This is a genomic window from Kitasatospora sp. NPDC092948, from assembly GCF_044754805.1.
In the GTDB taxonomy this organism is placed as follows: Bacteria; Actinomycetota; Actinomycetes; order Streptomycetales; family Streptomycetaceae; genus Kitasatospora.
This window is the reverse complement of the sequence record NZ_JBIVPU010000008.1, coordinates 169,100-182,335: the sequence shown is the minus strand read 5'-3', so window position 1 is coordinate 182,335 and position 13,236 is coordinate 169,100. Positions and strand designations below refer to the sequence as shown.

General features: G+C 73.1%; 8 protein-coding genes. 3 read left to right on the top strand and 5 right to left on the bottom strand.

Annotated elements, in window-relative coordinates; all coding sequences use genetic code 11:
• Complete coding sequence (locus ACIQF6_RS23700) at positions 1 to 978, bottom strand: DUF1702 family protein (protein ID WP_400898138.1); 978 nt, start codon at positions 976 to 978, stop codon at positions 1 to 3.
• 29 nt (positions 979 to 1,007) lie between these two features.
• Entirely contained in the window at positions 1,008 to 1,979 is a 972-nt protein-coding gene (locus tag ACIQF6_RS23695) for a DUF1702 family protein (protein WP_400898136.1), read from the bottom strand.
• Positions 1,980 to 2,207: 228 nt separating this feature from the next.
• On the opposite strand from ACIQF6_RS23695, the gene ACIQF6_RS23690 reads away from it, so the two are divergent.
• A complete protein-coding gene (locus ACIQF6_RS23690; RefSeq protein ID WP_400898134.1) occupies positions 2,208 to 2,930 on the top strand; it encodes a maleylpyruvate isomerase family mycothiol-dependent enzyme in 723 nt (240 codons plus the stop codon).
• 61 nt (positions 2,931 to 2,991) lie between these two features.
• On the opposite strand, the gene ACIQF6_RS23685 is transcribed toward ACIQF6_RS23690, so the two are convergent.
• On the bottom strand, positions 2,992 to 4,023 hold the full coding sequence (locus ACIQF6_RS23685; protein ID WP_400898132.1) for an enediyne biosynthesis protein: 1,032 nt from the start codon (positions 4,021 to 4,023) through the stop codon (positions 2,992 to 2,994).
• Complete coding sequence (locus ACIQF6_RS23680; RefSeq protein ID WP_400898356.1) at positions 4,020 to 5,954, bottom strand: CRTAC1 family protein; 1,935 nt, start codon at positions 5,952 to 5,954, stop codon at positions 4,020 to 4,022. The genes ACIQF6_RS23685 and ACIQF6_RS23680 overlap by 4 nt, the downstream gene beginning before the upstream one ends.
• 355 nt (positions 5,955 to 6,309) lie before the next feature.
• Here ACIQF6_RS23680 and ACIQF6_RS23675 point away from each other — a divergent pair, with 355 nt between their 5' ends.
• Both ACIQF6_RS23675 and ACIQF6_RS23670 read left to right on the top strand, forming a co-directional pair.
• On the top strand, positions 6,310 to 7,332 hold the full coding sequence (locus tag ACIQF6_RS23675) for a methyltransferase (RefSeq protein WP_400898130.1): 1,023 nt from the start codon (positions 6,310 to 6,312) through the stop codon (positions 7,330 to 7,332).
• An 85-nt stretch (positions 7,333 to 7,417) separates the two neighbouring features.
• Complete coding sequence (locus ACIQF6_RS23670) at positions 7,418 to 7,819, top strand: SgcJ/EcaC family oxidoreductase (RefSeq protein ID WP_400898128.1); 402 nt, start codon at positions 7,418 to 7,420, stop codon at positions 7,817 to 7,819.
• 142 nt (positions 7,820 to 7,961) lie between these two features.
• Here ACIQF6_RS23670 and ACIQF6_RS23665 read toward each other — a convergent pair whose 3' ends face one another.
• Positions 7,962 to 13,223: an acyltransferase domain-containing protein gene (locus ACIQF6_RS23665; protein ID WP_400898126.1), complete on the bottom strand. Its 5,262-nt coding sequence runs from the start codon at positions 13,221 to 13,223 to the stop codon at positions 7,962 to 7,964.
• Positions 13,224 to 13,236 lie beyond the last annotated feature (13 nt).

The following is a 13,236-nucleotide window of genomic DNA, read 5'->3' as shown; positions in this document are numbered from 1 at the left end:
CTAGCACCCCCCGCGGTCGGCGATGGCGGTGGCGATGGCGCGCCGCCAGACCTCGTAGGCGGGCAGGCCGGGGGCGGTGTCCAGGGTGATGGTCTCCTGGGTGACCCGGGCGGCGTCGGCGGCGTCCATGCCGCACAGCACCCGGGTGGCGAGTTCGGTGTGCGGCATCAGGGTGCCGCCCTTGATCCGGGCCTCGGCGGCGAAGGCGCTGCCCTGGGCGACCATGGCGCGGTGTTCGCCGGCGCGGTCCTTGAAGGCGTGCAGTTCGCGTTCGTCGACGCCGCCGGCGTAGGTGGCGGCGAGTCCGGCGCCGGCCCACAGGTCGGCGTGCCGGGCGGCGGGGTACTTCTCGATCATGGTGGCGACCAGGTCGGGGTCGGTGCCGCCGACGAACCACAGGGCCCGGCCGACGCCCTGGTCGATGGCGTTGCCGGTGTAGCCGGGGGTGTCGTGCGCGGGCCACGGGAACTCGCTCTCCCGGTACTGCTCGTGGACGTACCGGGGGGTGCGGAAGTACGCCTGGTGGAAGCCGTAGCCGTCCAGCACCAGCCAGCGCAGCAGCGGGTCGAGGGCGTCGATGTCGGGCCAGCAGAACCGCGGCAGCCGGGCCATCGCCCAGCCGATGCCGACGTACACCATGTAGATGTGGTCGGCGCCGCGGCCGGCCAGGAAGCGGTCGACGTGGCCGCGGCCCTGGGTGGGCAGGCCGTCGAGCATGGCGAAGCCCATGCCGGCGCCCTCGTAGGCGAAGCCGCGGAACCGGGTCGGGATCCGTTCCAGGCTCGCCTCGGCCTCGGCGCTGTCGCGGGACTCCATCGCGTAGCCGTAGCCCTGGAGGAATCGCCGTCCGACGGTTTCGAGCAGGTCCTTGGCCTCGCGGTTCTTCTCGTGGAAGCCCCGCTTGGCGATCAGCGTCTCGGTGGTGCTCGGCGTCAGGACGCGGCGGCGCAGGGTCCGCAGTGCACTGGCCACAGCCATCTCCCCTCGGGTTGTCGTCTGATCGGGTGTCAGTTCGCCAGCCGGGCGCGCAGCGCGCTGCGCCACAGCTCGTACGCGGGAAGGCCGTCCTCGCCGTGCTGGACGGCGCAGGCGTCGGCGAGGTCGGCGGCGGCGGGCACGTCGAGGCCGGTGAGCGCCTCGGTGGCGAGCGCGCTGTGCTCGGGGACGTGGCCGGCGTGCCACCGGGCCTTGGCGGCGAACACCGAGCCCTGGGCGAGCTCGGCGCGGTGCAGCCCGGCCTCGGCGCGCAGTTCGGTGAGCCCGGCGGCCCGGCAGCCGCCGGCGAAGGTGGCGGCAAGGCCGACGCCGCTCCACAGGTCGGCCTGCCGGTCGAGGCCGAACTTCCGCACGGCGGAGCCGACTTGGCCGGGGTTTCCGCCGTGGATGAACCACAGGGCCCGGCCGATGCCCTGGTCGGCGGCCCGCTGGAAGTAGCCGGGCGCGCCCTGCCACGGGTAGGGCGCGGGGCGGCGCTGCTCGTCGACCCAGCGCCGGGGGTGGAAGTAGGCGAGGTCGAAGCCGTAGCCGTCGACGGCGAGCCAGCTCATCACCGGGTGGTAGGGGGTGCCGGTGAGGTCCGGCAGGACCTTCTTCCACAGCGGCCTGGGCAGTCGGGCCATGGCGAAGCCGATGCCGATGTACGCGAGGAAGATGTGCGCCTTGCCCGGTCCGTCCAGCAGGTCGCGGGTGCGCCGCCCGCGGCCGGGGCCGGCCGCGTCCAGGATGGTGAAGGCCATGGTGGCGCCCTCGTAGGCGAAGCCGCGCTGCTCGGGGTCGATCAGGTCGAGGCGGCGTTCGACCTCCCACTGGTCGCGCGCGTCGATGCCCCATTCGAAGCCGCAGACCACGGCCTGCGGCACCGCTTCCAGCCGTTCGGTGGCCGGTGACGCCGTTACGGGGAAGCCGCGCCCGGCGAACGTCACCGAGGCGAGTGACGGCGCCAGCAGCAGCCGGCGCAGCGATCCGATGGTGGTCGGCACATTGCCCTCCCTGCCCGTCCGCCCGGAGTGGCGGCGCCTCCATGGTTCCGGTGCGGCCGTGGGGCGCGCATCTCCGCGGTTGCGCCGCACGGGCGGTCGCGTCTCTCCGGTTGCCGGGCGGTCCGGGCCGCATTGTGCGGCGGGCCGGTGCACGGTCCAATGACTGGGCCGCGGACCGTTTCTGACGTTCGGTCAGTGCTGCGGCGGGAGACCGGAGGACGGACAGGGATGACGACGGACGAGGAGGTGGCCGATGCGTCGGCCGCGGGGCACTGGGAGCGGGCGCCGGGGGCGGCCGCGTACCGCAGGGCACGGGAGAACCTGACCGCCCTGCTGCTGGCGCATCCGGAGGCGGCCGGGCTGCCGGTGCCGGCCTGTCCGGGCTGGACGGTGGCGGACGTGGTGGGGCACCTGGTGGAGGTGGGCCGCTCGTTCGCCGACCGGGAGGGCGTCGATCTGTGGCTGGTGCCGCACCGAAGAGCGGAGGGCCTGGCCGGGCCGCTGGCGGAGTGGGCGCAGTTGGAGGGCCCGATCGCGGGGGTGCTGGGCGGCCCGTTCGAGCTGCGGCACGCGATGCTCACCATGGACGTGTTCACCCATGAGCTGGATGTGCGGGTCGCGCTGGGCGAGCCGGTGCCGGAGGACCATCCGAGCTATCCGGGTTCGATCGACCTGGTGGTCCGGGGGCTGGCCAACTCGGTGCGCGCGCACGGGGTTCCGGCGCTGCGGCTGGTCGCGCCGGGCGCCGAGTGGGTGGCCGGGGACGGCGAGCCGGCGGTCACGGTGTCCGCGCACCGGCACGATCTGCTGCGTTCGCTGACGGGGCGGCGGACCGCGGAGCAGATCGCCGCGCTGGAGTGGAGCGCGCCGCCGGGGCGCTGGCTGCCGGTGTTCGGCTGGGGGCCGTTCACGGTGCCGCGCACGGCCACCGAGCGGCCGGTCGGCGGCTGAACGCGGCGCGGGCCGCCACCGCGGGCTGCGGTGGCGGCCGGCGCCGGCTGCCGACGGGGGGTCAGGCCGCGATGCTGCCGGTCGGGCTGCCGGTGCTGGTGCCGGGGACGGCGCCGGGCACGGCCGCCGGCCGGGGGGCCTGTTCGGCCGGGGCCCAGGCGCCGGCGGTGCGGCGCTTGGCGATCAGGTGGGCGGCCCACCAGCCGAGGCCGCGCAGCAGGCAGACCAGGCTGGTGGCGAAGAACAGCGTGTAGACCACGTTGAAGACCATCAGGATGGCGTAGACGAAGGCCACCGAGGAGCCGAACATGAACTGCGGCCAGCCCTTGCTGGGCGTGGTGCCCGGGTCGCTGATCATGTAGTTGGTGAACAGCACGAAGGCGACGCCGGTCATCGGGCCGAGTGCGGAGAACAGCGAGACGTCCCAGATCCAGTGCCGCAGGAACGCCTGGATGGCGAACGCGCCGAGCCAGCCGACGATCAGCGGGGTGCGCTTGGTGAGCAGCGCGTTGATCACGGTGCCGGCGGTGGCGATGATCAGCGGGATCATCACGCGGAAGAAGGTGTTGGCGTTCTCGGTGAACTGGTACGGCGGGGCGATGGAGAACCAGGAGCCGAAGCAGAGCAGCAGCACGGTGATGCCGAAGTTGGACGGGTTCATGAAGTGCCGCATCCGGCCGTTGACCGGCGCCTGGAGGGCGTGCTTGCCGCCGACGCCGATGATCACGCCGAAGATGATCGGCAGCAGCTGGTTGTTGCCGTAGGTGAGCATGTTGACGGCCAGTGCGGTGATGTGGGCCGGCAGCAGGAACTCGTACAGGCCGCGGACGCCGCGTCCGGTGAAGCGCGGGGCGCGCCGGTAGGCCCAGGCGCTGATCATCTCGAAGACCAGTTCGGCGCTGTAGGCGGTGATCACCGCGACGAAGGGCCACAGCCAGGGCTGCTCGAAGCCGAGCAGGGTGTAGCCGAAGATGTTGAACACGCTGATGGAGATGGCGAAGTTGCGCAGCGCCAGGTAGCGCGGGTCGGGTTTGCCGGGGGCCGGCAGGGCCTGCGCCGGTGCGGCGGTGGCGGGTTGGGCGGTCGCGGTCATCGGCTCGTAACCTCCTGGGCGTCGCCGGTGAGCATCAGGGTGTGCGTGCCGGGGTCGAGCTGCAGGGTCTTCTCGTGCATGCCGGCGGCGTCGCGCCAGCACACCTGGGCGGAGACCGGGCCGCGGTAGTCGGCGAGGCCGAAGTGCACCCCGAAGCTGCGGAAGCCGGAGTGGCCGCCGCCGCCGTCCAGCTGGGAGATCTGGGTGCCGGTGGGGGTGGTGATCTTCACGGTGGCGCCGTACGCGGGAACCCCGACGCCGGTCAGGCCCTGGCCCGCGGCGGCGCTGCCGTCGGCCGGCCGGTACAGCTTCAGGTCGAGGTAACTGCCCATGTTCGGCGACTTGTTGGCGTAGAAGGCGGGCGGTCCCCACTGGCGGGCGACGGCGAAGTCCAGCACGCCCCGGCCGGTGGTGTCGCCGGTGGCGAGGGCGCGGGTGGGGATCTTCACGCCCAGGCCGAGCTGCTCGCCGATGTTGGCGTACTTGCCGCTGTCGGTCTTGGCGTAGAAGGCCAGCGACTCGTCGCCGGCGATGTCGTCACCGGGCTGCACGTTGGGCCAGGTCGCCGGGTTGGACAGCAGGTCGTCGTTCATCATGGCCATCTCCTGCAGCCACGGCCAGCGGTCGATGTTGCCCTTGACGAAGCCGTCGGTCTGCACGATCGACAGGTCGCCGCTGTTGTTGAAGTCGGCCATCTTGACGTCCCAGCCCCAGCCGGTCCAGGCCACTCCGTGTTCCTGTGCCTCCTGCTTGAACGGGGCGACGCCGCGCTCCAGTTGCCGCTTCATGTCCTGCTCGTCCTTCGCCTTGTTGATCCAGAGGAAGTTGGACTCCTCCAGGCCCCAGGCGACGGTGATGTTGCTGACCATCATGTCGAAGTTGCCGTTGTGGCCGATGTCGGCGAAGTCGACGCCCATGCCCTTGAACGAGCCGTTGCCGAGCACGAAGGACTTCGGGGTGTTCGGGCTGCGTTCGCCCTTGGCCTCGGTGAACCGGATCTTCCCGGGCGTGGAGCGGTTGTACAGCAGGTGGCCGTGGCCGAAGTCGTTGGCGATGTACAGCTCCGGCAAGCCCTCGCCCGTCAGGTCGGCGCCGGAGATGGCCAGCGTCCAGCCGGTGGAGGCGTCGTACGGGATGGCGTCCTTCTCCTCGATGTACGAGGCGGTGGGCGCGTTGCCCGTGGTCGCGTCGAACCAGCGCAGCACGTGGTCGCCGCCGGCGTTCTTGGCGCTGGACAGCGAGGTGTTCATCACCACGTTGTTCAGCCCGTGCGGGTCGAGGACGTCCGAGTCGGGGAAGTAGTTGCCGATCACGATCGCCGGGTGCCCGGTGCCGTCCAGGTCGCCGACGTACGCGGCGTCGGTGTTCCAGCGCGGGCCGTGGTACTTGCCGTCCAGCGACTCGCTGGGCACCAGTTCGCGCGGCTGGTAGGCGCTCGGGCTCGGCGTGGTGGCGTCGGCCTTCGCCAGGAACAGGATCGGGGTGCGGCCCCAGTAGGTGACCAGCAGGTCGGTGCGGCCGTCGCCGTTGAAGTCGCCGGGCGTGCAGCCGGTCGGCGCCATGGTGGTGTCGATCGGCAGCGGCGAGGCGTCCAGCACGAACGGCGTGAACCGGTCGGCCTCGCGGGCCGTCGGGGTGTACGTCACCACCACGGAGTTGGTGCGGGTGTCGACGATGCACATGCCGTCGGCCAGGCCGTGCCCCGTGATGTCGTTGATCGCGATGCCGGCGCCGACCGACGAGATCCACGAACGGATCTTCTGGTAGGCCGGATTGACCTCTCGGACGGTCGCCATCGGCCGGTTCTCGTACCCCGGCGGCATTGCGATGGGCATTTCCTGGAAACTGTACTTCTTGGCGACCTGCTCGCCGTCGGCGGCCGCGACCGAGGTACGGACGGTGAAAAACAATGCGGCGGCGATCAGAATCACCGCCAGGCCCGGAATCAGTTTTCGGAATCGCTCACGACTGGCCACCGAGTTCCCCTCTCCACTGGTCAACGTGGTCCATGGCTCGCGCCGGGCGCACAGGCGCGGTGCATCTCTCCGGCCGTCGAAAACGCCGTGCGCCGGGAATCCGCAGATGCAATGACCGTGACGATGGAGAACCTCGACTCCGCTCGCCAGGCTCACGGTTGAGGATGCCTGCGGCCCGTCCCGGCGGCTTCTCCCGAATTGCTCACCGGACGCCCAGCAGCGCACTCCGACGGATCTTCAGCATGCGGGAATAAATCCGCGACCCCCTCGCGCGCCTAGGCTCGCCACAGACGAAGGGAGGGCGCGCATCATGGCGCAGCACGCAACGCCCCGGCCCGGACTGCGGGCACTGGCCGACCTGGCGACCCCGATGGCGGTCCGGGTGGCCGCCACCGTCCGGGTCGCCGACCACCTGACGGAGGGTCCGCGCACCGCCGCGGAGCTCGCCGCCGCGATCGACGCCGACCGGGACGCCCTGGACCGGCTGCTGCGGCACCTGGTCGGCATCGAGCTGATGACCCGGGACACCGCCGGCCGCTACGAACTGACCGACTCCGGCCAGCAGTTGCGGGAGGACCACCCCGCGGGCCGACGCAAGTGGCTCGACATCGACGGCGCGGTCGGCAAGGGCGACCTGAGCTTCGTCGACCTGCTGCACACCGTCCGCACCGGGGAGCCCGCGTACCCGGTCCGCTACGGCCTCGGCTTCTGGGACGACCTGGCGGCCGACCCGGCGCTGTCCGCGTCGTTCGACCACCTGATGGGCCATCACCAGGAGCTGGACAACGGCGCGTTGACCCGGGTGTTCGACTGGTCGACGCTCGGCCACGTGGTCGATGTCGGCGGCGGCAGCGGCGCCCTGCTGGCCGCCCTGCTCGCCGCCCATCCCGCGCTGCGCGGCACCCTGGTCGACCTGGCCGGCCCGGTCGCCGCCGCCCGCTCGCGCTTCGCCGCGCTCGGCCTGTCCGGCCGCGCCGAGGCCGTCGAGGGCAGCTTCTTCGAGCCGCTGCCGCCCGGCGCGGGCGGCTACGTGCTGTCCGCGATCGTCCACGACTGGGCCGACGAGCCCGCCGTCGCGATCCTGCGCCGCTGCGCCGAGGCCGCCGGCGAGAAGGGCTCCGTGCTGCTGATCGAGGCGGTCGGCACGGACGGGGAGTCCCCGAGCACCGCGATGGACCTGCGGATGCTCGCCTACTGCGGCGGCCGCGAGCGCGGCCTCGACGAACTGTGCGCGGTGGCCGCCCGGGCCGGGCTGGCGCTGCGCGCCGTGCACCCGTACGGCTACATGTCGGTGGTCGAGTTCGTCGCCGCCCGACGGCCGGACGGACCCTGAAGCGCAACGCGGGAGATGACCGGCCGCCCCGTGCCGGACCACGATGCAAGTGCCCTGTCACACACCCGTTTTGGAGGCCCTCCGCATGACGAACGTCAAGGACCAGCAGGCCGTGGGCGCGGTGCCGCAGCGCATGATCGCCGCCTGGGCCGGGAACGACGCCGCCGCCTTCGCCGCGCTCTTCGCCGACGACGGCACGATGATCCTGCCCGGTGACATCTTCCAGAAGGGCCGCGGCCGGATCGAGCAGTTCATGACCGCCGCCTACGCCGGCCCGTACAAGGGCACCACCGTCTTCGGCGCCCCGCTCGACGTCCGCTTCCCCACCCCCGACACCGCCATCCTGATCACCCAGGGCGGCGTCATCGCCCCCGGTGAGACCGAGGTCGCCCCGGAGCGCGAGATCCGCGCCACCTGGGTGCTGGCCAAGCAGTCCGAGGAGTGGCTCATCACCGCCTACCACAACAGCCCGGTGCGGGCCTCCTGACCCGCGGTCACCCCGCACGGCACGGATCCGCCCCGGGACGGCGCCTCGTCCCGGGGCGGATCTCTGCCGTGCCCGCGCCCGCCCGATGCACGACGAAGGCCGGCCCTCCCCCGGAGGGGAGGACCGGCCGGCGCGGTTCGGGTCAGACGGTGAGCGCCTCCTCGGTGGGCTGCGGGCGGAGGGTTTCCAGGACGTGGGTGGACAGGGCGGAGACGGTGGGCTTGGCCCACAGGATGGTCGGCGGGAGGTCGAGGCCGAAGCGGCGCTGGAGGCGGACCCGGAGGGCGACCGTCATGACCGAGTCGACGCCCAGTTCGACCAGCGGGCGCTTGAGTTCGACGTCCGCGGGGTCGAGGTTGAGCTCGGCGGCGACCTGCTGCCGCACCTCGGAGGTGGCCTGTTCGAGCGCCTCCTCCTCGCTCAGGCCCTCGACGCTGAACAGCTGGCTGCCGACCGCGTCGGCGGCCTCGTCGGAGACCGTCAGCTCGCGGAACATCGGCAGCCGGGTGGCGTGCGGCGGGGTCGGGACGACCCGCAGCACCGCCTGGTAGGCGGCCTGGAAGCGGTCGCCGAAGGCCCAGGCCCGCAGCGCCTCGGACGTCGACACCGCGTCCAGGCCGCGGGAGTTGGCCTCCAGCATGGTGGTGGCGATGTCGGCGGAGAGGCCGACGCCCCGCCAGGCCGTCCAGCCGAGGCTGATCGTGTCGGTGTGCCCGTCGGCGTTGCGGTGGGCGGCCAGGGCGTCGAGGAAGGAGTTGGCGGCGGCGTAGCCGGCCTGTCCGGCGAGGTGCGCGAACTGGCCGCAGGACGAGAACAGCACGAAGAAGTCGAGCGACCCGGCCGGGAACATCCGGTGCAGCACCAGCGTGCCGTCGACCTTGGGGGCGAGGATGTCGCGCAGGCCGGCCAGGTCGGCCTTGTCGACCAGCGCGTTGTTGACGACGCCGGCCGCGTGCACGATGCCGCGCACCGGCGGCAGGCCGAGCGCGCCGGGGGCGAGCGCCGCGGCGACGGCGTCCGCGTCGGTGATGTCCAGGCCCAGGGCCCGGACGGTGACGCCGAGCGCCTCCAGGGCGAGCACGGCGTCGATCTGGCGGCGCACCTCCGGGTCGGTGACGGTCGGCCAGTCGGCGCGCGGCGGCAGTCCCCGCCGGCCGACCAGCAGCAGGCGGCGGGCGCCGCGTTCGACCAGCCAGCGGGCGACCTCCAGGCCGAGGGCTCCCAGACCGCCGGTGATCATGACGGTGCCGGCCGGGTCGCACTGCAGCGGGGTGCCGTCCGCGCTGCGCTCGATCCGGCCGAGCCGGGCGACGTCGATGCCGTCGGCGGTGAGCGAGACCACGTCCTCGCGGCCGGCGGCGGTCCGCAGCACGGTGAGCAGCTGGGCGCCGGTGTCCTCGCCGAGGTCGGTCAGGTCGACGGTGCCGCCCCAGAATTCGGGGTGCTCGCCGGCCACGATCCGGCCGACGCCCCAGAGCGGGCCGTGGGCGACGGCGGCCTCGACCCGGGCGTCGCGCACGCCGTTGGTGACCGCCCAGACCCGCTGGGCGGCGAGCGGGGCGTCCGCGTGCAGGCCGGCCAGGCGCTGGACGGTGCGGATCAGCGTCCAGGTGGAGCGCTCGGTGGCCTGCTCCAGGCTCTCGCCGTCCTCCGCGAGGGAGGGGGCGACCAGGATCGCGCCGGGCCGGGCGAACTGCTCGGCCCGCAGCTCGACTTCGGCGTCGGGGCCGAGTTCGACGCTGGGCACGCCGGCGATCTCCAGCTGCTTGGCGAGCTGCGCGGTGACGTCGGGGTCGCCGATCAGCACGGCCTGCTCGACGGCGACGGCGTCGGCCGGCCGGGCCTCGGCGAGCCGGTGCCAGACCACCTCGTGCACCAGGTCGCGCGGCAGCACGGCGGTGCCGAGGTGTTCGACGGCGGCGAACTTGAGGCCGAGCACCTCCAGCACGATCTCGCCGTTCTCGTCGCCGACGTACACGTCGACGGTGTCGACCGGGGACCGCTCGGAGCGGATCGAGTGGACGGTGACGGTGGCCGGCGGCTCGCCCCGCCAGACCACCTTCTCGATCGAGCGGGACATCCACAGCGTGGTGGCGTCGCCGGGCGAGACCACCATGGCGCTGATGGTGAGCGCGCCGTCGATGACGTGCGCCCAGCTGGTGGCGCGGGTGGCGGGCGCGGGCTCGATGGTGAGCACCGAGAACTGCTCGCGCTCGTCGTAGCGCAACTCCTGGAAGTCCCAGGGGAAGGCGTAGCCCTCGACGCCCATCCGGGCGAACATCTCGTCGGCCTTGGTGAGGGTGCCGTGCGGCAGCCGGCTGCGGATGTCCGCGAAGTCGATCCGGCCGGCGGGCTGCGCCGCGGTCAGGTCGAGGGTGGCGGTGGTGTGGGTGATCCACTCGTCGCCGTCGGCGTCGGCGGCGTCGGCGAGGCGGGTGGCCAGCGACAGCGAGCGGCCCTCGCGGACCACCTGGACCACCCGGGGCGGCTGCACGGCGAGCGGGGTGCGCAGCACGATGTCGGTGAGGGCCGGGGCGTCGTCCTGCTGGGCGGCCTCGGCGAAGGTGTTGAGGATGGACGCGGCGGGGGTGACCTCCACGCCGACCAGGCCGTGGCTCTGCGGGTAGGGCCGGGTGTCCATGTCGAGGCGGGTCTGCCAGACCTGCCGGGCCGGTGCGCCGCTGACGGTCATCCGGCCGCCGAGCAGGCTGTGGGTGAGCGGGTCGTGGCCGGCGCCGAGCCCGGCGGAGGCGGTCTCCTCGGGGAAGATCCAGTACGGGCGGTGCTGCCAGACGGCGGCGGGCAGTTCCAGCGGGCGGCCGCTTCCGTGGTCGGCGGTCCAGTCGAGGTCCGCGCCGTGGCAGTGCAGTCGGGCGAGGTTGCCGAGCAGCGTGTCGACCTCGTCGGCGCCGCGGCGCAGGGTGCCGACCACGGCGGCGTCGTCGATGCCGTGGTGCTGCAGGGTCTCGGTGACGGAGTGCGAGACCACGGGGTGCGAGGAGATCTCGGCGAACAGCCGGTGGCCGTCCTCGGCGGCGGCCCGCACGGCCTCGGCGAAGCGGACCGGGCGGCGCAGGTTGGCGGCCCAGTAGGCGCCGTCGCGGAGGTCGTCGGCGCGCGGGTCGTCGAGCGCGGTGGAGTACAGCGTGATCTCCGGCCGGCGTGGCGTCAACTGCCGTGCGGCGGACTCGACTTCGTCCAGCACCTCGTCCACCTGGCTGCTGTGGAAGGCGATGTCGGAGTCGACGGGGCGCACCCAGATCCCGTCCCCGGCCCAGTCGGCGATCAGCTGCCGGACGGCGGCGCGCCCGCCGGAGACCACGGTGGAGGCGGGGGACGCGGCGATCGCCGCTTCGACGTCCGCGACGTCGGCGAGGCGCTCGGCGGCGTCCGCGAAGGGCAGGCCGACCATGGCCATCCCGCCGCGCCCGTCCAGGCGTTGCAGGGCGGCGGCGCGGCGACAGGCGAACCGGGCCGCGTCGGCCAGGTCGAGCGCTCCGGCGGTGACGGCGGCGGCGATCTCGCCGACCGAGTGGCCGATCACGGCGGCGGGGCGGGCGCCGCGCGAGCGCCACACCTCGGCCAGGCCGATCTGCACGGCGAAGGTGAGGGCCTGGATGTGCGCGGCGGTCCACGGGCCGCCGGTCTCCAGGGCGCTGCGCGGCGTCCAGCCGAGCTCCTCCTCGAAGACCGTCCCGAGCGCGTCGATCGCGGAGGCGAACACCGGTTCGTCGGCGAGCAGTTGACGGCCCATGCCGGACCACTGCGCGCCGTGCCCGGAGAACACCCAGACGCTCTTCCCGGCGGCGGCGCCGACGATCCGGGCGGTGGCGATGCCCGGGCCGGTCTGGCCGGCGGCGAGAGTGCGCAGCCGCTCGGTGAGCTGCCCGGCGTCGGCGGCGGTGATCGCGGCCCGCTGCGCGAGGTGCGAGCGGCGGACCGCCAACGTGTGTCCGACGGACGGCAGTTCGATGTCCTGATGGTCCGTCAGCCAGTCGGCGAGCGCGCCCGCGAGGTCGCGCAGGCCGGCCTCGGAGGCGGCGGACAGCGGGTACACGGCGGGGGTGCGCGCGGCGTCGGCGGGGCGCTCGGGCTCGGCGGCCGGGCTCTCCTCCAGCACCAGGTGGGCGATCGAGCCGCCGACGCCGTAGCTGGAGACGCCGGCGCGCCGGGTCCGCCCACCGCCCTGCCAGGGCAGCAGGCCGTCGACCAGCCGCAGTCCGACGCCCTGCCAGTCGACGTCCGGGCGGGGCGTGTTGTGCAGGCTTGGCGGCAGCTGCTCGTGCTGCATGGCCAGCACGGTCTTGATCACGCCGGTGATCCCGGACGCGCCTTCGACATGGCCGACGTTGGGCTTGACCGAGCCGATCAGGCACGGGTCCTCGGCGGCCCGGTCGGCGCCGAACACGGCGGCCAGCGCGACGAGTTCCTCGCGGTCGCCGGTGGGCGTGCCGGTGCCGTGCGCCTCGATGTAGTCGACGGTGGCCGGGTCGACGCCGGCCCGGGAGTAGATCTGCCGCAGCATGTGCTCCTGGGCGCTGCCGTTGGGCGCCATCATGCCGTCGGAGCGGCCGTCCTGGAACACGCCGCTGCCGCGGATGACCGCCTTGACGGGGTTGCCGTCGCGCAGCGCGTCGGACAGCCGCTTCAGCACCACCACGCCGGCGCCCTCGCCGCGGCCGTAACCGTCGGCGTCGGCGTCGAAGGCCTTGCTGCGGCCGTCGGGCGACATCGCGCCGGCCGCGTAGAGGGCGACGTTCAGCGCGGGGGTGGCCATGATGTTGAGGCCGCCGACGATGGAGATCGGGGTCTCGCCGGACATCAGGCTCTGCGCGGCGATGTGCAGCGCGGTCAACGAGCCGGCGCAGGCGGTGTCCACGGCCATGCTGGGGCCGCGCAGGTCGAGGAAGTACGAGACCCGGTTGGCGATGCCGTAGAAGGTGGTGCCGTTGACGGCGTAGGCCCCGGTGAGCGGGATGTCCTCCAGCAGCCGGCGGCCGTAGTCGTTGGTGTTCGCGGCAACGTACACGCCGGCCTCGGTGCCGCGCAGCGAGTGCGGGGCCACGCCGCCGTCGGCGAGCGCCTCCCAGGCCAGCTCCAGCATGAACCGCTGCTGCGGGTCCAGGAAGTCGGCCTCCCGGGGGGAGATCCCGAAGAAGTCCGCGTCGAAGCCTTCGATGTCGTCGAGGAACGAGCCCCGCTTGACGGTCTCCCGGATGATCGCGGTCGCCTGCGGGCTGCCGGCGGCGTACGGCTTCCAGCGCTTGTCCGGCATCTCGCCGACCGTACTGCGGCCGTCGACGAGAAATTCCCAGAACTTCTCCGGCGAGTCGAGGTCCGGCGCATACCTGCAACTCATGCCGATGATGGCGATCGCTTCCTCGAATTCTGCTTTCTCCGCCAAGTCCTCGCTCCTC